The organism is Mesorhizobium sp. M0848, from assembly GCF_040319805.1.
GTDB lineage: Bacteria > Pseudomonadota > Alphaproteobacteria > Rhizobiales > Rhizobiaceae > Mesorhizobium.
Window position 1 is genome coordinate 21,546 of sequence record NZ_JAMYOM010000019.1, and the last position, 24,763, is coordinate 46,308.

Genomic DNA, 24,763 nt, shown 5'->3' on the forward strand with positions numbered 1-24,763 from the left:
GGACCGTGGCAAACGCGGCAAGGACGGCCGGGTCCCAGGCGGCCATGGCATTAGGTCATAGGTGATATCGCCGTTCGGATTGGCGGCGTTGGTGATGCCGCCCTGGCGATGGGATAGCTGCCCGACAGTCTCGCCGGCAACGCGGTCAAGGCGTCCCCATTTTCTACCGGACCGAGGCAACGCTGCAGACGGAAGCTGCGTCCGCCACGCCCTGGCAGAAGGCGGGACCGTCAAGCCGCGGGTCTTCGACCAGCGTTTGCGCATCGCCATCCACCGGCTGCCCGGTGAAGAAAACCCGAGCCGGCCCGCCGGCAGTATGGGCATCGGCGTTGTACGCGACCGTGCTGGCCGCATCCGGTGCCGGCACGGTGTTGGGCGGCGAGACCACCAGATCGGCACCGACATAGGTCAGCTCATAGTTGGCCGAGAGGGTCAGGCTCCCCTGTTCGATGGCATAGTTGCCAGCAGGGCTAGCGGGTGTCGCCTCAGTCGAGAGCGCGCCAAGGAATGTATCCCCGTTGACCAACCCCAGACCGCCGATCGAATAGGTGAGTGGCGGATTGGGCATGCCTTGGGGCCGGCTCTGCGCATCCGCCACCACAGTGATCGCCCGCTTGCCGATGCTGAAGTCGGCACCGGCATAGCTGATCTCGTAGTTCGCATTGGCGTTGTCGGTGAGCGTGCCCTGGCCGATCGCGTAGGCTCCGGCGTTCTCTCCCAAGGCGCGATCGAGAGCGCCGACCAACGCCACACCACTGCCGAGATCGGTGCTGGTGTAGCCATAGGAGGACGGGTCGGCATCGCCGTAAATCTTGCCCTGGCCCGAATTGGCCGTGACTGTCACGGCACGCCTGCCGATGCTGAAATCGGCGCCGACATAGCTGATGTCGTAGTTCGAGTTGGCCGCGTTGGCGAGTGTGCCCTGCCCGATCTGATAGGCGCCGACATCTTCGCCGGTCGTGCGGTCGAGAGCGCCAACCAGCGCCGCACCATTGCCGAGATCGGTGAAGGTGTAGCCATAGGACGACGGATCGGCATTGCCGTAGGTCTTGCCCTGACCCGAGCTGGCAGTGACGGTCACGGATCGCTTGCCGATGCTGAAACCGGCACCGACATAGGTGATGTCGTAATTGCCGTTGGCAGCATCGCTGAGGGTGCCGCGGCCAATGTCATAGGTCCCGACATTCTCGCCCTCGGCGCGATCAAGCGTGCCGACCAGCGCCGTCCCGCCGCCAAGACCGGAAACCGCATAGCCGTAGGACAGCGGATCACTGTCCCCATAGATCTTGCTCTGGCCCGCATCGGCCGTGACCGTGATCGCGCGCTGTGTCACCGAAAGGTCCGCGCCGATATAGCTGATGGCGTAATTGCCGTTGGCAAGCGTGCCTTGCGTGATGCTGTAGCCGCCGACATCGGATGATGCCGTGGCGGTCGTTGCCAGCGCACCGCTCAGACTGTCGCCATTGGCGAAATCGCCCGAGGTCAGCTGATAGGTCAGCGTTGGATTGTCATCGCCATAGACACGGCTCTTGGCATCGGCCGTTAGCGTAATGGCGCGCTGCGTCACCGCCAGATTACCGCCGACATAGCTGATCGCGTAGTTGCTGTTGGCGAGCGTGCCCTGCGTGATGCCGTAGCTGCCGACATCGGATGCTGTCGTTGCCGACGTCGCCAGCGCACCGTTCAGGCTGTCGCCATTGACGAAATTGCCTGATGTCAGCTGATAGGTCAGCGCCGGGTTGGCATCGCCATAAATGCGGCTCTTGGCATCGGCCGTCACCGTGATCGCGCGCGGGGTCAACGCGAGATTGCCGCCGACATAGCTGATCGCATAATTGCTGTTGGCGAGTGTGCCTTGCGTGATGCCGTAGCTGCCGACACCGGATGCTGTCGTGGCCGTTGTAGCGAGCGCACCGGCGAGACTGTCGCCATTGACGAAATTGCCCGAGGTCAGCTGATAGGTCAGCGCCGGATTGGCGTCGCCATAGATGCGGCTCTTGGCATCGGCCGTCACCGTGATCGCCCGTTTCGTCACCGACAGATTGGCGCCGGCATAGCTGATCGCATAGTTGCTGTTGGCGAGTGTGCCTTGCGTGATGCCGTAACTGCCGACACCGGATGCTGTCGTGGCCGACGTCGCCAGCGCGCCGCTCAGGCTGTCGCCATTGACGAAATTGCCCGTGGTCAGCTGATAGGTCAGCGTTGGAATGGCATCGCCATAGATGCGGCTCTTGGCATCGGCTGTCACCGTGATGGCGCGCTTCGCCACCGACAGATTGGCGCCGACATAGCTGATCGTATAGTTGCCGTTGGCGAGTGTGCCCTGCGTGATGCCGTAGCTGCCGACACCGGATGCCGTCGTCGCCGTTGTTGCCAGTGCGCCGCTCAGGCTGTCGCCATTGACGAAATTGCCTGATGTCAGCTGATAGGTCAGCGCCGGATTGGCGTCGCCATAGGCACGGCTCTTGGCATTCGCCGTCACCGTGATCGCGCGCGGCGTAACCGACAGATTGGCGCCGACATAGCTGATCGCATAGTTGTTGTTGTTGAGTGTGCCCTGCGCGATGCCGTAGCTGCCGACACCGGATGCCGTCGTCGCCGATGTCGTCAGAGAACCGCCCAAGCTGTCGCCACTGACGAGGTTGCCTGTTGTGAGTTGATAGGTCAGCGTCGGATTAGAGTTGCCATAGGTACGGCTCTTGGCATCGGCCGTTACCGTGATCGCGCGCTTGGCGATGGTGAAATTGGCGTCGACATAGGTGATGTCGTAGTTCGAATTGCTGGTGTTGGTGATGCTGCCCTGGTTGATGGCATAAGTCCCGGCGCTGTTCCCTGCCGTGCGGCTAAGGCTACCGACCAGAGCCGTGCCGGCGCCGAGATCCGAAACGGTGTATGCATAGGATGATGGATTGGCATCGCCATAGATCTTGCCCTGGCCCGGCGTCACCGTCACCGTCACCGCGCGCTTGCCGATGGTAAGCAGGCCCGCGCTGTTGTAGGCGAAGCCATAGCCGCTCAACGCCGCGAGATTGCCGGCGCCGACGGTGATTGCATAGGATCCTGCTCCGACCTGTGTATTGCCCGGCGGGTTGACGGACGTGACGCTTGGGCCACCGCTGAAGGTCGTGGCGGCGGTGTCGCCGAGATAGGCGCCGATCACGCCTGCCTGGTAGCCCGCCACTGAATAGGTCAGTGCCGGCAGGGCGGTATCGCCATAGGTTTTGGTCGCATTGCTGGATTTGAAGGTCAGTGTCGGCTGATAGGCAAAGACATAGCGGTTGCCTGTCGCACTCACCGGACCACCCGCCGACGTGTTCCAGACGGCCGTGTTGCCACTGTCCAGATTGCCGAATGTATTGCCGGTGGGATTTGCCGCATAGATCAGCCAGCGTCCGCTAGTGGCGGCGACGGCGTCACTGCCCCGGTTGTTGACGAACAGGCCAGCGGCCGAGAGCACTGGATCCGTTCCGCTGATTGTCGCATTTGCCGCAATGGTCAAATCGCCCGTCGTCTGAAGCTTCACCGAACCGGTGGTGTTCACCCCGGTCGCCGTAACCCCGCGGGCGCTGGAAGCACTGGCGATCGTCAGGCTTGCGCCATCGCGCAGATCGACGGAACCGGCGCTGCCGGCGACGTTGCCGACCTGGTTGCCGGCGTTGGTCAGGGTGAAGCTACCCGTGCCACCGAGAACCAGCGACGCCGCCGTCAGGCCACTAGTCTGCGTCACCACGCCGTTCGACGACAGCGCCAGCGTGCCGGTGCCGACCGACAGCGCCTGGTTGAGGGCGAAGGTGGCTGCTGCGGTTTCAATCTGGCGATTGGCGAAGGACAGGCTGCCGACAGAGGCTGACCCAATCGCCGCGCTATAGGCGCTGCTCAGCGCCGACAGCGAGGCGATCGAGCCATCCGCCTCGTCGAGCCGCCAGTCGCCATAGACGTTGAGGTTCGAGACATTGCTGCCGGACAGGCCGGTCCGGAAGGTCACGCCATTCTTGGCGCCCGAGTCCGCTTCGGCAACGGTGTAAGCGAGCACCGAGTTCGAGACCGCGCCGGCCGGCAGAGCGAGATAATAGTAGCCGTTGACGCCGGTCGAGACTGTGCCGAGGTTCACGCCGCCGGAGACGACGGACACCAGCCCGGGATTCTTTGTGTAATAGGGTTGGCCGGTACCGGAAATCAGCGGCGTGTTGCCGGCATCCTTGTAAGCAATTCCGGAGATCGCCTGAACGCCATTGGGGTAGAAGCTCTTCAGATAGGGATAGAGGCCGCCAGTCCCGCCGCCAAAGGCGGCACTCAGTCCATTGGCGCCGCCATTCTGGAAGCTGGAGGTCGACAGGCCGACGACATTGACATTGGGGCCGGTGGTGCCACCGCCGATCGCAGGCTTGGCGCTGGATGTGGTGTTGTAGGAGCCGGATGTCGACGTGTCGTACGCGCCCGTGACCACGCCATCGTAAAGGTTGTTGCCGATGAACGCGCCGACATTCCATCCGCCGCTGACCGCGCCGGTCGAATAGCTGTCGGTTATCCTGCCGCCCTCGCCGACAAACGAATAGCCATAATTCGATCCGACGAGGCCGCCGACGGCCGCGCCGCCGCTGCCGATATCGACAGCGCCCATGGCATAGACGCGATCGATGGTGCCGAAATTGTTGAAGCCCACCGCGCCGCCCGCGGCATTTGTGTCGCGTGCGTTGATGACCACTGTCGAGAAGCTGTCGGAGAGTGCGCCATCGTTCTCGCCGATCAGACCGCCTGAGGTGGACCCGTATTGCGTGGTGAACAGCTGACCAGTCGAATAACTCTGGGCCACCGTGCCGGCATTGAACCCGGCGATCCCGCCAAGGGTCCTAAACCCCCGGACCGTCACATTGGTGACGCCGACATTCTGGACCAGGCCGCCCGCGCCGATATAGCCGAATAGGCCGACATACTGGGCAGCGGACTGCGTCACCGACAGGCTGTCGACGGTGTGGCCGAGCCCGTCGAACGAGCCGGTGAAGCCGTTGCCGCCGTTCTGGATGTTGCTGTTGCCGTCGGTGCCCAGCGATATGAAGCCGAGACCGCTATTCCAGCTGGACGTGGAGCTGGCATCGATATTCTTGGCCAGCGCGTAGCTGCCGGTGAGCCCGCTGTTGATCGCCTGCAGGCCGTTGACATCATAGATCAGCGTGTAGCTCTGGCCGTTGACCGACAGCGCCTGCGCACCGGGCGTGCCGGTGAAGGTCGCCGATGCGCCCAAGGCATAGGAGATCGTGCCGCCGGTGCCGCCATTGTTGGTGATGAGCGCCAGTCCGCCGACGCCGCCGATCGTGGCGTTCGCATTGAAGACGATCGAATGAGAGGCGCTGAGCGTCAGCGTGTTGGTGTTCCAGGCGATCGGCGCGGCAATGGTGATGTCGCCGGCCTGGGAACCGCCGCTGCCGGTCGAGATGGTGACGTTTGCCGTTGCAAGAAGGTTCTGCAGCGTGGTGACGTTGATGACGCTGTCATTGGTGTTGGCGGACATGCTGCCGCCGGTGTTGCCGGCAGCGTTCGATATAGTGACGTTGTAGGGATCGAGCAAAAGGTCGCCGGTGTCGCCGAACCGTGCCCGCAGGTCGACCTCACCGGTGAAGTCGAGGCGCTGTTTGCCGGACACTTCCGCGAAGCCACCATTGCCGCCGTCATCGCCGCCGCGTGCGGAAATCTTGCCGGCGAATTTTGTTTGCGCGTCGGACCAGACGATGACCGTGCCGCCAGTGCCGTTGCCGGTCGCATCGGCACTGATTGTCGTCTTCGCATCGATCTCGGTTGCGACCGCGCGTTGCAAGGTGCCCTTGCCCTGCTTGTCACCGCCGATCCTGACCGTGCCGCCGCCATCCTTGCCCGAGGCATCGACCTTGGCCGCCCTGAGCTTCAGTTTGCGGCCGGTGACCGTGACCTTGCCGCCCTTGCCGCCGGTCTGGGCCGAAGCGTCGAGCATGCCGGTGATTTCGACCGAGCCTTCATCGCCGCCGAGCACGATGGCACCGGATTGGCCAGACACCATGCGTGCCTCGATGACACCGGACATGTTGACGGCTTGGCGTGCGGCATCGCGCACCGCAGCCGCCTTGAGTTCGACCAGCCCGCCATCGGCACTGATCAAGCCGGAATTGCTGACCAGCGCATTGCTGCCGTCAGCCTTGCTCGGCACGGAAACCTGCAGGAAGCCGTCGCCGGACAAATCAAGTGTTGCCTTCTCACCCGATCCGAGCCCGACCTTGCCAAGCGGCACGGTGATCGAGCCGGCATTGTCGACGCTGCCGCCGATCAATGCGGCATAGCCGCCACGCCCGATGCTGACCGCACCCTGGTTGGAGACGGCGGCTGAAGCTCCCTTGCCCTCGAATTCCAGCTTTCCGGCCCCAAAATCCTCGTCGCTGATGCCCAGCGAGGACGCGACGAAGCCGGCGGCACTAACCTTGCCGGTCTTGGAGATGGCAATGCCGTTGGGATTGACCAGGAACACCTGGCCATTGGCATTGAGCTGGCCTGCAATGGTCGATTTGGTACCGCCGGTGACGCGGTTCAGCATCGTTGCCGAGGATGATGGCTGGTCGATAGTGACTGTCGCGCCGGCACCGATCGAAAAACTCTGCCAGTTGACGATCGCCGAACTGGTCGACTGCCTGATGTTCAGTTGCGACGACGATGGGTTGGCGATGGTGACGCCGCCGGATGCTACGCTGCCGCCGGTCGGCAGTTCCTGTGCCCGCGCCGACGTGAAGCCGACAAGCGCCGTCGACGTCAAAAGCAGCGCCATCAACGGCGCGCCGGTGCGGTTCAGGTGCCGCCGTGGGAGGTGGGCTTTGCGCTGCATGGTCATCTCTCTAGAATTGGACGGCGCCGCTGAGCGAAAAGCGATCGCTTGTCGGCAACTGGTCGTCACGATGCTGGCGGCCCCATTCCAGCGTCAGGCTGGCGTTGGTCGCGTCGCCCGCCAGCGCGGTGCCGACCTTCAGGCCAAGCCCGTATGACGCGCCGACGATGTTGGCCGTCTCGAGCGCGGTCGGCATTTCGAGATGCACCTGGCCGACAGCGCCGAACACGTAGGGCGACACCGAAACGATGCCGCCAGTGAACGGCACGTACCAGGGTGAGGACAGCTCGCCGCGCAGCACATAGCCGGAATCGCCCTGCAGCGCGCCGGCGTCGAAGCTCGACAGGCCGCTCGCCCCGACCAGCCCGATCTGTTCCGACTGCAGCAGCGGCTTGCCGAACGAGGTCTGCGCGCGGGCGTAGAGGTCGAGGCCGAGATGGGTAGCCAGCGGCTGGCTGTAACTGGCGGAGACCTCCAGCTTCTGGAACGCCGCGTCGGCCCCCTGGCGCGACAGCGGCAAAAGCGGCGTGGCATCGGCGGCCGAGCGCGCGCCGAGCCCGTCGATGCCGAACGACGCAACGACATTGCCGATGAAGACACCGCCAAGCGGTGTGAACCAGGTGCCGTCGAGACCGAGCCGGGCAATGCGCAGCCGGTCCTCGGCGATCGGCAGCGAAATCGGCGTCACCGCGTCGAGCGTGTCGTTCTGCACGTCGAAGGACAGTTCGGTGCTGATCGTAAGCGCACGGCTGCGGATCCAGGGATATCGAAGCCGCGCCGAATAACGCTCGAAGGCGCTGCCGAAGCCGAGCGTGCCGGGCTCGGCTGTCGGATTGGCCTGCGTGCGGCTGGCTTCCAAGTTGAGCGTCAGCCCGTCATAGCCGATCGGCACGACGATGCCGGCGGCATAATTGCGATTGCGTGGGCCATCCGTGAACAGGCCGCTCTCGCCGCCATCGGGGTAGCCGCCTGCCCTGACATAGACGAGTTCGCCGAGGCCGAGCAATGAGTTGAAATCGACGCCGATGCCCGTAGACCAGCGCTGCAACGACGGCGATAACGAGTTGTCCACGGTCGCCTGGCCGCCGATCGGGCGATATTTGCCGTCGATGACAAGCACGCTGGCGCCTTTGGCTGTCCCGGCCTGCAAGGTCGAGCGCAGCCGGGCGCCGGGCGTATCACCAGCCAGCAGCAGCTTGCGTTCGATCGCCGACAGCTTGATGCTCTTTTGTCCAACGAGCGGCGCCAGCGTTGCCTCGACCCGCCCGCGTATGCGCTCGGGCAGATTGCTGGTGTCGATCCGTTCGAGAAAGCCGTCGACGACGACCAGCCGGAGCCCTGCGCCGTAGTTGAGCTTCTGCGCCGGCAGCACCACCCGCACCAGCGCATAGCCGGCCCGTCCATATTCGGTTTCGAGTTTTCGCGCCGCAGCAAAGATTTCCGCCGCCGTCACCGTGCGGTGCGCAAGGCCGGCAACGATCTTGCGTGTTGCGTCAGCCATGTCGGGCAAGCCGCCTTCGACCCTGACATCCCCGAGCTTGACCCTGAGCTTCCCGGCGCCCGCCGGCGCCTCGAGGCCCTCACCTTCGGGAATGGAAACACCTGCCGTGTTGGCTGCCGGCGGCGGCCGAAAGCTGGGCGGCGTGATCTGGCTGGCTGTCTGCGCAAACGCGCCGGCTTGAAGCCACAGGCACGCCGAGACGGCAAACAGGATCAACCATCCCTTACGGGCTGCCAGCCCGCCGAAAACTGGGTGACAGTCGTTATCCCTGCCAACCGCGATCTTGCTTGTATACTTCACTCAATCACTCGTCCTTCGAGGTAGAGTTCGGCAAAGCTTCGCCACCGCGCGAGATTTCATCGCTCGTTAATTGGCTTCTGCTTTCGAACTCACTTCCGGGAAGGCGTGCCCCCGCCGCTCGGATGTCGCGGAAACTATGCCGGGCCCTGGTGAAGGTCAATTCAACGGGCGGCCCTCCGGCTGACTATTATTGGGAGGGGTTTTCCAAGCCATAGCAATCGGTTAGCGGATCCCATGAACCGATCGTGGCCGGCCCCATGTTCGGGTTGGGCTTGCTCTTCGCATTTGGTGCCTCTGGACACAGCTATCGAAGGCTGGAAAATGTGGACGCGACTCCGCTGTTGGAGTTAACTCGGAACATGAGGAGGATGGCGCTGAATCTGGAAGACATTGCCGGCCATCCGGCCCTGCATCGCTGTGTCCAGGCACAGTCGTTGGCGCTGATCAACATCTATGAAACGAGCCCGCGACTGGCTTCCATTTTCGCCACGCAGCAGCGTTGGCTGATGGGTCATGTCGGCCTTGCCATGCATTTCAGGCGCGATCCGCACGACCGCCGCAAGGAGCTGACGGTATCGCGTTTCATCGAGTTCGTACACCAGCACGCGGTGGCCAGCCGCAACACGGCGGACGCTTTCATCAAGGAGATGCTGCACTATCATGTCGCCGAGTATGTTTCGGGTGGCGACGGGCGCACGCACCCTTTGCAGCCAACGGCGGCAACCGTGCAGACTTTCACCGGCTGGGTCCTTGCCCATCTGCAGACGCTGGATCATCTCGACGGTGGCAACCGGCTGGCCAGGTTCCTGGAGCGGCCCGACATGGTTGTCAGGCTGCAGCCTCTGGTGGCGGACGGCCTGCTTGCCTCCAAGCCGGTGCGCGAGCCCAACCAGACTTTTTCCCTGTTCATCTGGCTCAACAATGGCGGCATCGTCATGGACTGGCTGATGTCGGGCATCGACCCCGATCATGCCGGCCTGGACCGGATTCCGACCAGCGTGGTTTCGATCGGAGATTTCGCCAGATGGCTCAAGCTGTCGCGGACCCACCTCGCCCGCAAGCTGCGCGCTGCCGAGGAACTCGGCAGCATCGGCTGGCTCGGCCAGCGCGGCCATTCGGTGATGTGGGTATCGAACACTTTCTACCAGGAGTACATGACCGTCCAGGCCGCCAAGCTGGCCATTGTCGATGCGGCCTTCGACGCCTGTTTTCCAGCTCCGGAAGACCGCTGAAGGATCGGCGCGATCGATATCTGCCCGGGCCGTGAACATTGTCTACTGGCGATCATAACCTGTTATAGAGCGGGCGCGTCTGGACACGGGCCTTGAAGGCTGAAAATGTGATCTGCGTCTTCGCGTTGGGGGGCTTGACGCACGGGGGGAGAATAGCGCTGACCTTGGACCATATTGCCGGTCACCCGGCATTGCATCGCTGTGTCCGTGCCCAGGCGCAGGCGCTTATCCAGACCTACGAGACGAACCCGAGGCTTGCCTCGATATTTGCCACCCAGCAGCGTTGGCTGATGGCGCATATCGGCCTTGCCCTGCATTTCAGACGGGAGCCCGATGACTACCGCAAGCAGTTGACGGCGGCGCGTTTCATCGACGTCATCCGGGAGAATTCCGTCGCCAGCCGCAACACCGCCGACGCCTTCCTCAAGGAGATGCTGCACTACAATTTCATCGAGCACCTCTCGGCAGCTCAGGATGGCCGCATCCGCCCCATACAGCCTACAGTGAACACGCTGGACACGCTCGCCGGCTGGATGATGGCTCATCTGCACACACTGGACAGTCTCGACGGCGCGAACCGTCTGGCAACGTTTCTGGAGCGGCCCTATGCGCTCGCCAGGGTGCAACCGCTGGTGGCTGACGGGCTGATCTCCTCCAGTCCCGTGCGCGAGCCCAAGCAGACCTTTTCGCTGTTCACCTGGCTTAACAATGGCGGCGTCGTCATGGACTGGCTGATATCGGGCGTCGATCCCGACCATGCCGGCCTCGCTGCAATACCGACTGGCGTCGTCTCGATCGGCGATTTCGCCAAATGGCTCAAGCTGTCGCGAACCCACCTGGCACGCAAACTGCGGGATGCCGAAGACCTCGGCAGCGTTGGCTGGCTTGGCCAGCGCGGCAATTCGGTGATGTGGGTGTCGGGCGATTTCTACCGGGAGTACATGACCGCCCAGGCCGTCAAGCTGGCTATCATCGATGCCGCGTTCGTCAAGGCCTTTGACTCGCCAGCAGGCAGCTGACCGGTGGGCATCCCCCGTGCGGGATGCCCAAGCCGGCGAGCCCTTCAGTCGATGTCGAACGACACGCCCTGGGCGAGCGGCAGCGCCTTGGAATAGTTCACCGTGTTGGTGGCGCGCCGCATATAGGCCTTCCATGCGTCGGAGCCGCTCTCGCGGCCGCCCCCGGTTTCCTTTTCGCCGCCAAAGGCACCGCCGATCTCGGCGCCCGAGGTGCCGATGTTGACATTGGCAATGCCGCAATCCGATCCGTCGACACCCAGGAAACGCTCGGATTCCTGCAGGTCTCGGGTGAAGATGGACGACGACAGGCCGGCGCCCACCGCATTGTGCTCGTGGAGCACGGCGTCGAAATCCGAATATTTCATCACATAGAGGATCGGCGCGAAGGTCTCTTCCGTCACCGGGGATACCTGGCTTGGCATTTCGACCAGCGCCGGGTGCACGTAGTAGGCATCGGGGTGGCCGTTCTCGACCCGCGTGCCGCCGGTCACCTTGCCGTCATGGGCGGCGGCTTCCTTCAGCGCCTTCTGCATGGCATCGAAGGCCGCCTTGTCGATCAGCGGCCCGACCAGCGAGGAGGTCTCCAGCGGATTGCCGACAGACACACTCTCGTAGGCCTTTTTGAGGCGCGGAACCAAGGCGTCGTAGACGCTGTCATGCACGAACAGGCGCCGCAGCGTCGTGCAGCGCTGGCCGGCCGTGCCCATCGCTCCAAAGGCAATCGCGCGCAGCGCCATGTCGAGATCGGCGGTCGGGCAGACGATGCCTGCATTGTTGCCGCCGAGTTCCAGCACCGCGCGCGCAAAGCGCTTGGCCAGCCGCGGACCGACGTCGCGGCCCATGCGGGTCGAGCCGGTCGCCGAAACCAGCGGCACTTTAGGGTGATCGACCAGTATCTCGCCGACGGCGCGATCGCCGATCAGCACCGGCGCCAGGCCATCAGGTGCGTCCGCGCCGAAGCGCTTGACCGCACGTTTGAAGATGGCTTCGCAAGCAAGTGCGGTCAGCGGCGTCTTTTCCGACGGCTTCCACACCACTGCGTCGCCGCAGACCAGTGCCAGGGCGGCATTCCACGACCACACAGCCACCGGGAAGTTGAAGGCGGAAATGACGCCGACGACGCCGAGCGGATGCCAGGTTTCCATCATTCGATGGCCTGGGCGCTCGGTGGCGATGGTCAGGCCGTACAATTGCCGGGAGAGGCCTACGGCGAAATCACAGATGTCGATCATCTCCTGCACTTCGCCGAGCCCCTCGGACGGGATCTTGCCGACCTCGATCGAGACCAGCCGGCCAAGCTCGGCCTTGTGCGTACGCAGCTCCTCGCCGAGCAGCCGCACCAGTTCGCCACGCCGCGGGCCTGGCACCATGCGCCAGGCCTGGAAGGCCTTGTGCGCGGCATCGATCACCTTGGCCGCGTCAGCCGGTGAGATCGTCTTCAGCGCCGCGATCTGCTCGCCCGTCACCGGGCTGCGCACGATCAGGTCGCCGCCGACAAGCGTCTCCTTGGCCACACCCAGTTTCGCCAGCAGTTCGGTCGTTTCCTTGCCTATCGTCATTCTTGTCCCTTTCAGATCCAGTCGCTCATAATGCATGTCGCCCAAAAGTGCCCAGCGGTTTTGGGACAACGACATGCACAAAAGGCACGCCGGTCAAAGCCTGGCGCCATGCTGCCCGCGTGCACAAAGGCACCTCAGACACGATCATCGCGTGGCATTACTCGGTTCAAGGGAAAATCACCACCCCGGCATGGTCTAAGCCCAAACTGCACGATTGAGCCAGATGGCGCTCAGTTTGCCTTCTTGGCCGCTGGGCGTACCGCACCGTCCTTGATCAGCCGGTCGATATGCATGCGGATATGGGCAGCTTCCGCCGCCGTGTTCGCAAGCGCTATGGCGCGGTCGAAGGCGACGCGCGCCTCGTCGCCCCGGTCGAGTTGCATCAAAAGGCCGCCCTTGAGACCGAAAAAATGGAAATAGCCGGAAAGCCGTTCTTCCAGCGGCTCGATCATGGCGAGCGCCTCTGCCGGTCCACGCACCTTCGAGACCGCGACGGCCCGGTTGAGCGTGACCACCGGCGACGGCTGCATCTGCTCGAGCAAGCGATAGAGCAGATCGATCTCGTTCCAGTCGGTGTCCTCGGCCTTTTCGGCCCGCGCATGCAGCGCGGCAATCGCCGCTTGCACCTGGTAGGGGCCGGGCTTGCGATGGCGCAGCGCCTTGTCGACCAGCGCCAGCCCCTCATCGATCATCTTGCGGCTCCACAGGCTGCGATCCTGGTCTTCGAGCAGCACGATCTCGCCGCTCTCGTCGAAACGGGCCGGTGCGCGCGCATGCTGCAGAAGCAACAGCGCCGTCAGCCCCATGATCTCCGGCTCGGTCTGAAACAGCCGCAGCAACAGCCGTGCCAGCCGGATTGCCTCCTCGCACAGCGGTGCGCGGGCCGGCGCCTCGCCGCTGTTGGTCGAATAGCCCTCGTTGAAGACCAAGTAGACCATGGCGGCGACGGCGGCGAGCCGTTCCGACCGCTCGACCGCGCCCGGCGTCTCGAACGGCACGCCGGCGTCCGCAATGCGCGCCTTGGCGCGAGTGATGCGCTGCTCCATGGCACTTTCGCCAACCAGGAAGGCGCGCGCGATCTGCTTGACCGTAAGACCGGAGACGATGCGCAGCGCCACCGCGATCTGCTGCGTTGCCGGCAGATCAGGATGGCAGCAGATGAACAGCAGCCGCAATATGTCGTCGCGGTAGTGCGCCCCGTCCAGCCGCTCGGCGATATCGCTCTCGGCGTCTTCCAGATCGGAAACCTGGTCTTCCTCCGGCATCGGCGCCTGCTTGGCGCGCTTGCGCACCGCATCGATGCCGCTGTTGCGACCGACGAAGATCAACCAGGCCGCCGGGTCGCGCGGCGGCCCGTTCTGCGGCCAGTTCTTCAGCGCCCTGAGGCACGCGTCCTGGAAAGCTTCCTCCGCCGTATCGAGATCGCGGAAATAACGCAGCAGCGCACCCATGGCCTGCGGGCGGGCGGCGCTGATCGCGGAGCTTATCCAGGCCATTTCGGTCATGCGGAAACCCTTGTTGGGTTAAAGACCGAAACCGGCCGGATTTCATACGACCCACCGCTCGGGTTGACCTCGGAAAGCTCGCGGGCGAACTCCACCGCCTCGTCGAGATCAGCGCATTCGAGCGTGTAGAAGCCGAGAAACTGTTCCTTGGTCTCGGCGAACGGCCCATCGATGACGACCGATTCACCCTTGACCTTTCTCAGGGTCGTCGCGGCGGTCGTCGGCAGAAGTCGTGCCACCGGGCCAAGCCGGCCGGCCTTGGCATATTTTTCCTGAACGCCGAGGATATTGGCCATGACCTCGTCGTCCTGTGCCTTGCTCCAGGAGCAGACGACATCTTCGGAAGCATAGCAGAGGATTGCGTAGAGCATGGCTGGTCCTTTTCTCTGTCAAAGGACGAAACAGTAAGACCGATCCCGACACGACGTCGATAAAAAAATCCAGATGTGGCGGATTTGGCCACAGCCGGCCGCGCTGGTCAGCTTTCTCGCGGTTTCAGCCATCGCAGCACGAGAGCTTCCTCGTCATCGAGACCATCGATGGAGCGTTTGCGTTTGTTGGCTTGCGCCATTTCATTCAGCAACCGCCCCTGCGACCACGCTTCGAAGACCCGCGGGTGGATATAGCATTTGCGGCAGACGGCACGCGTATTGCCCAGCCGCTCGGCAACCTTGTCGATAACGCTGTTCATCGCCCTGTTTCGCTGCGCCGGGCTTTGCGGCAGTTCCGTTTGGGCAAACAGCGACGCGGCGTGAATGGTGCCGCCCCAGGTGCGGAAATGCTTCGAACTGAAGGCGTCACCGACCGCCTCACGGATATAGCGGTTGACGTCCTCGGAGCGGACCGGCCGCCTGTTGCCGTCCTCATCGAGATACTGGAACAGCTTCTGGCCTGGCAGGTCCTGCGCGCCGCGCACAATCCTGGCGATGCGGCGGTCGACCAGCTTCAGCTTCCACTCCTTGCCCGACTTGCCCTTGAAGGCAAAGCGCAGGCTTGAACCGACAATATCCACATGCCGGTCGCGCAACGTGGTCAACCCGAAACTCTTGTTGTCACGGGCGTAGGCGGCATTGCCGACGCGGATCATCGTGTTGTCGAGCAGCCAGACGACCGCGGCGACGACACGCTCGAACGGCAGGCCACGACGGCGCAGATCGCTGTCGATCCTGTGCCGCAGGTCCGGCAGGCTCTCGGCGAAAGCAACCAGGCTCGAATATTTGGCACCATCGCGCTCTTCGGCCCATTGCGGATGATAGCGGTATTGCTTGCGTCCGCGCTGGTCCCTGCCGGTTGCCTGGATATGGCCGTCCGCATCCGGCGAAATCCACACATCGGTCCAGGCCGGCGGAATGACGATCGCCTCGATGCGGGCCCTGGTAGTGTCCGAAACTGTCCCTCCGTCCGGTCCCTGGTAGGAAAACCCCTTGCCTGTTTTCAGCCGCCGGATACCGGGCTCAGCATCACTGACATAGCTAAGCGACGCATGGTCGGCCGAGCTTTGTGCCCCGTTTTTGGGCGCGCCATCTGGCGACACAGCATCCTGGCCAGCCGGTCGGCTGGGCGACAATCCGGATTTTTGCAACATGTCGGCTCCACGCGAATTCCGTAGATAAGCCACTGGCCGACCGCTGGTTCCACGCGCCGTCCGAAAAGCGTCTCGCGCCGATATCGTTTTGGCTGGCGCCTACAGAGCGCCTTCCAGCTTGATCGGCGGCGCGGACAAACGCCGCCGCGCCGCGAGCTTGAACCTGTAGCGCAGGCAGCGCCAAGCTTCTGAGCGCCGCTTTGGCGCGGCCGCGGCTACCGCCAGGAAGCGCGCCGCGGTGCCCAGATCGCCGCGCGCATAGTGGACCCGGGCGATCTTGAGGGCGACAAGGCCTTCCCTGGCCTTGAGGGCCGACAACGGGATGTTGCAGTCGGTGAGTGTGCGCAGTTCCCGGCGCCAGTCCAGGAAGCGCCGCACCGGATTGAGGGCAAAGCGGTCATCGGAACGTACCGGCGAAACCTCGTAGACCATGACAGGTTGCGAAACCATGGCGAGCGATGCCTTGCTCATCAGCCGTGCCCAGAACAGCGTGTCCTCGTCATAGGCCATTCCGATCGGGAACCGCGTCTCGCCGATCAGCGTCCGGGATGCCAGAACGCTGCCCACGGCGACCGAACGTATGTCGCCTTTGACATAGGCCGAAGCATTTGCCAGGCACGCAGCCTGGTAGCCGTTCGGCATCTTGATCTGCCGGTCCTGGCCGTTCACCCGTCGCCGGTAGGCACCCACGATCATGTCGGCCTCCGGCTGCTCCCGGGCCTTGCGGAGCAGTGCGCGCAACCCGCCCCGCAGATGCAGGTCGTCGGCATCGATCAGGTAGACCCAGGAATAGACCGCTTCGGCCAGCGCCAAATTGCGGGCACCGCCTGCATCGCGGCATTTGGCCGACAGCACGCGCAGCGGCAACGACAGTTGCGCCGCGGCCTCCCGCGCGATGGTTGCCGTCCCATCGATCGACGCATCGTCGACCAGCAAGATCTCGCCGATGATCTCGGCCTCGCTGCGTAGCGACGCCAGCGTTGCAGCGATGGTCGCCGCCGCGTTACAGGCAGGAATGACGACGCTGATTGCTCTCAATTACAAAACCTCGCGCCATGCGCTTGAGGATACAACTACCGTCACCCCGAAACGAATACAGACTAGCGGCCGCATCGGTATTTGAGAAGCAGTCTTGTCCATCCCGAATTGCAGCGCAAATACCTGCGTGTACGACCTGCTTCAGGCTCTTTCGAGCACGACCGGAATGACGTCGACAGCTTGCTCGCCAACTTGTCCCCCCGTGGTCTTGAGCACGCCGACGATCGGCGCCACGTCCGAATAGTCGCGGCCGTGGCCGACGGTGATATGGTCGTTGCTGGCCCGCATGCCGTTGGTCGGATCGAATTCCTGCCAGCCTGCATCGCGCCCGCACCAGACCTTGACCCAGGCATGCATGGCATCGGCGCCTTCCAGCCGGGGCTTGCCCTTCGGCGGGATGGTGCGCAAGAAGCCGCTGACATAGCCGGCCGGAATACCGAGCCCGCGCAGGCCGGCGATCATGATGTGCGAAAAGTCCTGGCAGACGCCGCGCTTCAACTTGAAGGCATCACTGGCCCGGGTCCGCACCGTTGTCGCTTCGCCGTCATAGGTGAAATCGCGATGGATGCGATTGCACAGGCTCATGACCGTGCCGGCGGCAGAGCCGGCGATGCTGTCGCGTGCGTAAGCGGTGATCGCATCGTCGATGCCGGCATGGGTGCTGGCCGTCAGGAAATGGTGCGGTGCATCAGGTGCCAGAGACCGCACCGCGGCGAGCTCCTGCCTCAGCCGGGCGATATCGGGCGACACGTCGAGCCCGGGCTCGGGCCGAGACACCGACACGCGGGCGCTCATCCTGATGTCGAGCGCGTCATGCGCGTCGCGAAAGACGATCGAGGTGACATTGTTGCCGAAGAAATCGGAAAAGTCGGAACGCTCGTTGGGTGCCGGCGCAAAGGACAGGGATGCGGCGATGACACGCTGCACGCCCGGTATCGTCGACGGCAGTACGCGCACCTGATGACGACCGCCGCCGGCCGCCGCAGCGTAATCGTAATGCAGATGAAGCCTGATGTCGTAGAGCATGCTTTATCCGAAATAGGCTTTGGCGAGGCTGTTGTAGAGGCCGCCGATTTCATAGGCGAGGTCGTCCAGCGCCTTTGCGGTCATGTCCGAAGGCTCCTTGATGGCGATCTGGGTGTTGAGCTGCAGGATTTCCTTCGCCGCCGGCGACATTTGCCCCTCCCCGCCGAGCGACGGCAACAGGCCGATTTCGGCCTTCAGCCTTTCAAGTTGGAACAGGATGGAGCGCGGGTTAAGCGGATCGAGCGCCAGCAGGTCGATCACCGTGCGCCGACCGGCCTGCACCGGATATTGGCGGCGATGGGTCATCACGCTGTCGCCGATTTCCAGCATCATGTCGAGCGCGCCGTCCGGCGCCTTGGCGCTGGTCAGCCGCGACAGCGTGCGGGAGATCTGGATACCGCGCTCCAGCCGGCGGCCAATCTCGAGGAAGCGCCAACCGGCGAAGCGGTACATGTTCTCGTGCAGCAGGCCGGAAAAGCCGGCGAGCTTACGCAGGATGACTGTCATCGCCCGGGTCGCGTCGTCGCCGGGCGCGACCGTCGTTGCGAACTGATGGATGGTTTTCGACAGGTCCTTCAGCGCCAGCCAGCCATCGGGCGAGAAGCGGTCGCGGATCTGCCCGGCACTGTAGACCGCGCTATCCAGCGTGCCGATCAGCCCTGACGGGATCGCTGTCTCCACATCGATGCCGAAAGGTTCGAGATAATCCCTGATGTCGGCGAGCAGCGGCATATCCGGGTCGGAGGTTTCGGCCAGCCGCACATGGTAGGCGCGCAGGATGCGCACCGTGTCTTCCGAGCGCTCGATATAGCGGCCGAGCCAGGTCAGGTTCTCCGCCGCGCGACTGGGCAGGCTGCCGGGCCTGGTGCGGCTGAAACTGTCGCCTTCTTGCGGCAGCAGCGTCTCGCGCTCCACCGGTTTGTCGCTGACAACCCAGACATCCGCCGCCTGGCCGCCACGCTGCATGGCGATCGCCGTCGGGTCGAGCGACAGGCCGATACGGGCAAAACCGCCCGGCATCACCGTCCAGCCCTCCGGCGTTCGCGCCAGGTAGACGCGCAGGCTCGCTGGCCGCGGCTCCAGCCAGCCGCCGACATAGACGGGCGTCGTCGAAAGCGTCACCGCTTCCTGGCCGACGAAATCGCCGCCATCACGTTCGATGCGCGCCACCAGTTCCGCCCGCTCCCCGGCCGACAGAGCCGAGCCTAGCTTCGTTGAATCGTCGTCCTCGAAGGCAAGCCTCGTCGACAGCGCCGGCCCGATCACCATGCGATCGATATTGGCCAGCACATGCGCGCGCTCGGTAGCTTGCCCGCACCACCATGTCGCGACACTTGGCAGCAGCAATTCCTCGCCACGCAAGGCCCGTGAAATCTTGGGCAGGAAGGCAAGCAGCGCGCGCGTCTCCATCAGGCCAGAGCCCAGCGCATTGACGGTAGCAACCGCGCCCTGGCGGATCGCCTCGACCAGGCCCGGCGTTCCGATCTGCGAATCCGGGCGCAGTTCGAGCGGGTCGGCGAAAGCGGCGTCGAGCCGCCGCCACAACACGCTGATCGGCATCAGGCCGGAAACCGTGCGCACCATCAGCCGGCTGTCGGAGACGGTCAAATCCTCGCCTTCGAGCAGCATGATGCCGAGGTAGCGGGCGATGTAGGCGTGTTCGTAATAGGTTTCGTTGAGCGGCCCCGGCGTCAGGATGGCGACGCGGCCGTCGGTCTCCTTGGCCATGCCGATCAACGCATCGCGAAAACGGCGGAAAAAGCCGGCAAGGCGGTGCACATGCATCTCGCCATAGATGTCGGACAGCGCGCGTGTGGTGGCGACGCGGTTTTCCAGTGCGAAACCGGCGCCGGACGGCGCCTGCGTGCGATCGCCCAGCACCCACCACTGGCCGTCAGGTCCACGGCCGAGCTCGAAGGCGCAGAAATGCAGGAAGTGGCCGCCGGCCGGCCTGGTGCCGACGACAGGCCGCAAATATTCGGGGCTGGCGGCGATCAATCCCGCCGGCAGGATGCCTTTCTCGACCAGCCGGTTCGGCCCGTAGATATCGGCGATGGTTTCCTCGAACAGTTCGGCGCGCTGCACGAGGCCGGCGCTGATCGCCGCCCACTCGCTCTCCTCGATGAGAACCGGGACATGCGCCAGCGGCCATTCGCGCTCATTGGCACCGGCCTTGTCGTAGACGCGGTAATAAACGCCGGCATCGCGCAGATACTGGTCGGCGCGGGCAAAGCGCTGGCCGAGCTTTTCAGCGCCGAGTTCCTCGAGCGCCTCGACAAAATGCTTCCAGACCGGGCGAGGATTGCCTGACGCATCGACCATCTCGTCGACGACGCCGTCGATCGGCTGGTAGTGCTCCAGCAGGCTGTGGGTCCGCGGCTTGCCGTGTCCCCTCTTGTGATTCCCCTTTGCCATCGCTGATCAGAGTCTTGCCGGCCGCCGAAGGTCAAGGGTCATCGGGAAATCTTCCGCCGGTTGTTCTTCACGGATCACATAGGCGGATGGCGTATGGCCGCGCGGTTCGAAGCGGGCGAGCCGCCGAGCTTCCGCCTCGTTGCCATTGACCGGAAAGGTGTCGTAATTGCGCCCGCCGGGATGGGCGACATGGTAGACGCAGCCGCCGACCGCACGCCCCGACCAGCGGTCATAGATGTCGAAGACCAGTGGCGTGTTGACCGGCAGCGCCGGATGCAGGCCCGATGCCGGCTGCCAGGCCTTGAAGCGGACACCCGCCACCGCCACTTCGCGATTATCAGTGACCTTCATCGGCACGATGCGGCCGTTGCAGACGACTGCGTGGCGCTCCGGGTTCAGCCCTTCGGTCTTGACCTGCAGCCGTTCGACCGAGGAATCGACGAAGCGCACGGTGCCGCCGATCGCGCCTTGCTCGCCCATCACATGCCACGGCTCCAGCGCCTGGCGCAGCTCCAGCTTGATGCCGGCATGCTGAACCTCGCCGCAGAACGGGAAACGGAATTCGAGCTGGGCGTCGAACCATTCGGGCCTGAATTCGAAGCCGTTGAGCTTGAGGTCGTCGAGCACGTCGAGGAAATCGGCCCAGACATGATGCGGCAGCATGAAACGATCGTGCAGTGAGGTGCCCCAACGCACGAAGCGGCCATCGAGCGGGCCTTTCCACGCACGTGCGATGATGGCGCGCACCAACAGTTGCTGCGCCAGCGACATGCGTGCATTGGGCGGCATCTCGAAGCCGCGGAATTCGACCAACCCCAGCCGACCGGTCGGTCCGTCCGGCGAAAACAGCTTGTCGATGCAGATTTCCGAACGATGCGTATTGCCGGTGACGTCGGTCAACAAATTGCGGAACAGCCGGTCGACCAGCCATGGCAAGGGTGCGTTGCCCTGGTCTGGATGCGGCACCTGCGCCATCGCGATCTCAAGCTCGTAGAGCGAGTCGTGACGCGCTTCGTCGAAGCGTGGCGCCTGGCTGGTCGGCCCGATGAACAGGCCAGAGAACAGATAGGACAGCGACGGATGGCGCTGCCATTGCAGCACCAGGCTCTTCAACAGGTCCGGCCTTCGCAGGAACGGGCTGTCATTGGGTGTCGCACCGCCGACCACGACATGGTTGCCGCCGCCGGTGCCGGTGTGGCGCCCATCGATCATGAACTTGTCGGCGCCAAGCCGTGTCTGCCGCGCTTCCTCATAGATCGCCGTCGTCGTCGCCACGCAATCCTGCCAGTTGGAAGCAGGATGGATGTTGACCTCGATGACGCCGGGATCAGGCGCAACGCGGATGACGTTGAGGCGCGGATCGTGAGGCGGGCCGTAGCCCTCGATATGCACGGGAAGGCCGATCGCCTTTGCCGCGTTCTCGGCCGCCGCGACCAGTTCGAGATAGTCTTCCAGCGCCTCGACAGGCGGCATGAACACGCACAGCCGCCCGTCGCGCGGTTCGACCGAAAGCGCGGTGCGCACAGCGCCGCCAATCTCGGTGATCTCCTGCTCGACCCGCTCCTGCTGGCCGGTCGCAGCGGTGAACGATGCCGCCTGCTGGCGGCGCGCCATCTCGTCGGCGCCTTCGAGTTCGGCTGGAGTCGGTCCGGCCAGTATGGCTTCACGCGCGGGCAGCGGGCCGCGTGGTAGCGACGGGTCGACCGGCACGATATAGGGGAATTGCTCGGGCGGCACATAGGGCAACGTGCCGAGCGGCAGCCGGTAGCCGACCGGTGAATCGCCTGGCACCAGGAACAGCCGGCCGCGCCGCGTCTTCCATTTTTCCGAGCGCCAGCGCGGATCCGATGCCTGGCTGTTCCAGCGCTGGACGGGCAGCACATAGCCGGACGGTTTGGTCAGCCCGCGTTCGAACACTTTCGCCATGCGGCTGCGTTCTTCCGGATCCTCCAGCCTGGAGTTGGACGGATCGACATTGTCGGGCAGCTTGCCTTCCTTGAGCAGCCATTCGGCCGGATCCTCATAGGCTTCGCTGACCATGGCCTTGTCGATGCCGAGTTCGCCGGCAATCGCGGTGAGCAGGCTTTCGGCCTGCTTCGGGCCGATATCGGCCTCGCTCTTTTCGCGTGCGATCAGCGACGGATCGCTCCACACCGGCTGGCCGTCGGCACGCCAGTAGAGCGAAAAGGTCCAGCGCGGCAGGCTTTCGCCCGGATACCATTTGCCCTGGCCGTAATGGAGAAAGCCGCCGGGCGCGAAGCGCTCGCGCAGTTTACGGATCAGTTCGTCCGCCTTTTCACGCTTGGTGGGACCGACGGCGGCGGTGTTCCACTCGGCCGACTCGAAATCGTCGACCGACACGAAAGTCGGCTCGCCGCCCATCGTCAGCCGCACGTCGCCGGCAGCAAGCGCTGCATCGACCTTGTTGCCCAACGCGTCGAGCGCCTGCCAGCTTTCGTCCGAAAACGGCTTGGTGATGCGCGGATGCTCGGCGATGCGGTCGACCCGCATCTCGAAGCCGAATTCGACATTGGCGAAGCTCGCCATGCCGGAAATCGGGGCCGCGTTGCGGAAATGCGGCGTGGCGGCCAGCGGCACATGGCTCTCGCCGGTGAGCAGGCCCGAGGTCGGATCGAAGCCTATCCAGCCGGCGCCGGGAAGATAGACCTCGCACCACGCATGCAGATCGGTGAAGTCTGTCGCCGTTCCCGGCGGACCGTCCAGCGCCACCAGATCGGGCTTCAACTGGACCAGATAGCCGGAAACGAAGCGTGCCGCGATACCGAGATTGCGTAGGATCTGCACCAGCAGCCAGCTCGAATCCCGGCAAGACCCCTTTTTCGCGGCCAAGGTCTCTTCCGGCGAGAACACCCCGGTTTCCATGCGCACGATATAGGCAATCTCGCGCTGCAGCCGCGCATTGAGGTCGACCAGGAAATTGACGGTGTTGGCTGCGCTGCGATCGATGGTCTTCAGCAGCGCCGACAGCAGCGGTCCCGCCGGTTCCGGGGTGCGATAGATGGCGAGATCGTCGCGGATTTCTTCCGGATACTCGAACGGAAACGCCTCGGCCGACGGCTCGACGAAGAAATCAAACGGGTTGTAGACCGTCATGTCGGCGACGAGGTCGACCTCGATCTTCAACTCCGTCACCGGCTCCGGAAAGACGAAGCGGGCGAGGAAATTGCCGTAAGGATCCTGCTGCAGATTGACGAAATGGTTCGCCGGCTCGACCTTGAGCGAATGACTGAGCACCTTGGTGCGGGAATGCGGCGCCGGCTGCAGCCTGATGATCTGGGGCCCGAGAACCACCGGCCGGTCATATTTGTAATGGGTCAGGTGATAGACGGCTGCCAGAATTGCCATGAAGCCCCGGAATTCAGCGTTTCAACGATTTCGCCGAACCCTGACACATCAGGCCGCCATTCTCCAAGCAGAGATGTTGCGGTGCACCTAATTTAAGCAACGGTTGCCGGCTCAGAAAAACGCCTGTATCCCCGTCTGCGCCCTTCCCAGGATCAGCGCATGCACGTCATGCGTGCCTTCATAGGTGTTGACCGTCTCCAGGTTCTGCGCGTGGCGCATGACGTGGTAGCCGATCTGGATGCCGTTACCGCCATGCATGTCGCGGGCCTGGCGGGCGATGTCGAGCGCCTTGCCGCAATTGTTGCGCTTGACGATCGAGATCATTTCCGGCGCCATCTTGCCTTCATCGAGCAACCGCCCGACGCGCAATGATGCCTGCAGCCCAAGCGCGATCTCGGTCTGCATATCCGCCAGCTTCTTCTGGTAGAGCTGCGTTCCGGCCAGCGGCTTGCCGAACTGCTTGCGGTCGAGCCCGTATTGGCGGGCGCGGTGCCAGCAATCCTCGGCGGCGCCCATCGAGCCCCAGGAAATGCCGAAGCGAGCCCGGTTGAGGCATCCGAACGGTCCGCCAAGGCCCTTTGCGTTGGGCAGCAGCGCGTCCTCGCCGACCTCCACGCCTTCCATCACCACTTCGCCGGTGATCGACGCCCGCAGCGACAGCTTGCCGCCGATCTTCGGCGCCGAAAGCCCCTCCATGCCCTTTTCCAGCACGAAGCCACGGATCTCGTCCTTGCCGTTCTCGCCCTTCAGCTTCGCCCAGACGACGAACACGTCGGCGACCGGCGCGTTGGAAATCCACATCTTCGAACCGGACAGCTTGTAGCCGTTGGCTGTCCTCTCGGCGCGTGTCTTCATGCCGCCCGGATCGGAGCCGGCATCCGGCTCGGTCAGGCCGAAACAGCCGATCCACTCGCCGCTGGCAAGCTTGGGCAGGTACTTCTTGCGCTGCTCGTCCGAGCCATAGGCGTAGATCGGATACATCACCAGAGACGACTGCACTGACATCATCGAACGATAGCCGGAATCGACGCGCTCCACCTCGCGCGCCACCAGCCCGTAGGTCACATAATTAGCGCCAAGCCCGCCGAACTCCTCGGGGATATTGATGCCGAGCAGGCCGGCCTCGCCCATTTCGCGGAAGATCGCGGTGTCGAAAGTCTCGTTGAGGTAGGCGTCCTCGATCCGCGGCGCCAGTCTGTCGGCGGCGAAGGCCGCCGCACCGTCGCGCACCATGCGCTCGTCTTCCGAAAGCTGGCCCTCGATCAGGAACGGATCTTCCCAGACGAATGCATTCTTGTCGGCGGCCATGGCGTTCTCCCAACCAAGTGCATGTCGCTCAAAACGATGACATGCATGAAGCAAAATCTTGGCCC

The 24,763-nt window shown here is 63.9% G+C and carries 13 protein-coding genes; 2 read left to right on the top strand and 11 right to left on the bottom strand.

Annotated features, from left to right (window positions below; genetic code table 11):
- Nucleotides 1–163: 163 nt before the first annotated feature.
- Complete coding sequence (locus tag NKH95_RS21515; protein ID WP_352892949.1) at nt 164–6,844, bottom strand: MBG domain-containing protein; 6,681 nt, start codon at nt 6,842–6,844, stop codon at nt 164–166.
- A gap of 10 nt (nt 6,845–6,854) precedes the next feature.
- Nucleotides 6,855–8,645 carry a ShlB/FhaC/HecB family hemolysin secretion/activation protein gene (locus NKH95_RS21520; RefSeq protein WP_352892952.1) on the bottom strand — a complete coding sequence of 597 codons (1,791 nt, stop codon included), beginning with the start codon at nt 8,643–8,645 and terminating at the stop codon, nt 6,855–6,857.
- Nucleotides 8,646–9,013: 368 nt separating this feature from the next.
- On the opposite strand from NKH95_RS21520, the gene NKH95_RS21525 reads away from it, so the two are divergent.
- Complete coding sequence (locus NKH95_RS21525; protein ID WP_164893012.1) at nt 9,014–9,877, top strand: hypothetical protein; 864 nt, start codon at nt 9,014–9,016, stop codon at nt 9,875–9,877.
- A 164-nt stretch (nt 9,878–10,041) separates the two neighbouring features.
- Nucleotides 10,042–10,896, top strand: a complete 855-nt coding sequence (locus NKH95_RS21530) for a hypothetical protein (RefSeq protein ID WP_502895291.1) — start codon at nt 10,042–10,044, stop codon at nt 10,894–10,896.
- A 44-nt stretch (nt 10,897–10,940) separates the two neighbouring features.
- On the opposite strand, the gene amaB is transcribed toward NKH95_RS21530, so the two are convergent.
- From amaB to NKH95_RS21575, 9 genes are all read right to left on the bottom strand, one after another.
- Nucleotides 10,941–12,455 (bottom strand): L-piperidine-6-carboxylate dehydrogenase, encoded by a 1,515-nt coding sequence (gene amaB / locus NKH95_RS21535; RefSeq protein ID WP_502895292.1) that lies wholly within the window; start codon nt 12,453–12,455, stop codon nt 10,941–10,943.
- Nucleotides 12,456–12,685: 230 nt separating this feature from the next.
- On the bottom strand, nt 12,686–13,960 hold the full coding sequence (locus NKH95_RS21540; protein WP_023809970.1) for an RNA polymerase sigma factor: 1,275 nt from the start codon (nt 13,958–13,960) through the stop codon (nt 12,686–12,688).
- Nucleotides 13,957–14,331, bottom strand: a complete 375-nt coding sequence (locus tag NKH95_RS21545) for a YciI family protein (protein ID WP_023809971.1) — start codon at nt 14,329–14,331, stop codon at nt 13,957–13,959. The genes NKH95_RS21540 and NKH95_RS21545 overlap by 4 nt, the downstream gene beginning before the upstream one ends.
- Before the next feature lie 107 nt (nt 14,332–14,438).
- Nucleotides 14,439–15,545 (bottom strand): DNA topoisomerase IB, encoded by a 1,107-nt coding sequence (locus NKH95_RS21550; RefSeq protein WP_352794715.1) that lies wholly within the window; start codon nt 15,543–15,545, stop codon nt 14,439–14,441.
- 99 nt (nt 15,546–15,644) lie between these two features.
- Nucleotides 15,645–16,583: a glycosyltransferase family 2 protein gene (locus NKH95_RS21555; protein WP_352760569.1), complete on the bottom strand. Its 939-nt coding sequence runs from the start codon at nt 16,581–16,583 to the stop codon at nt 15,645–15,647.
- Between the two features lie 141 nt (nt 16,584–16,724).
- Nucleotides 16,725–17,609 (bottom strand): transglutaminase family protein, encoded by an 885-nt coding sequence (locus tag NKH95_RS21560; protein ID WP_023809974.1) that lies wholly within the window; start codon nt 17,607–17,609, stop codon nt 16,725–16,727.
- Nucleotides 17,610–17,612: 3 nt separating this feature from the next.
- Nucleotides 17,613–20,024, bottom strand: coding sequence for a circularly permuted type 2 ATP-grasp protein (locus NKH95_RS21565; RefSeq protein WP_023809975.1), 2,412 nt, complete (start codon nt 20,022–20,024; stop codon nt 17,613–17,615).
- Between the two features lie 6 nt (nt 20,025–20,030).
- A complete protein-coding gene (locus NKH95_RS21570) occupies nt 20,031–23,390 on the bottom strand; it encodes a transglutaminase family protein (RefSeq protein WP_023809976.1) in 3,360 nt (1,119 codons plus the stop codon).
- 111 nt (nt 23,391–23,501) lie between these two features.
- Nucleotides 23,502–24,698: an acyl-CoA dehydrogenase gene (locus tag NKH95_RS21575; protein ID WP_023809977.1), complete on the bottom strand. Its 1,197-nt coding sequence runs from the start codon at nt 24,696–24,698 to the stop codon at nt 23,502–23,504.
- Between the last annotated feature and the right edge of the window lie 65 nt (nt 24,699–24,763).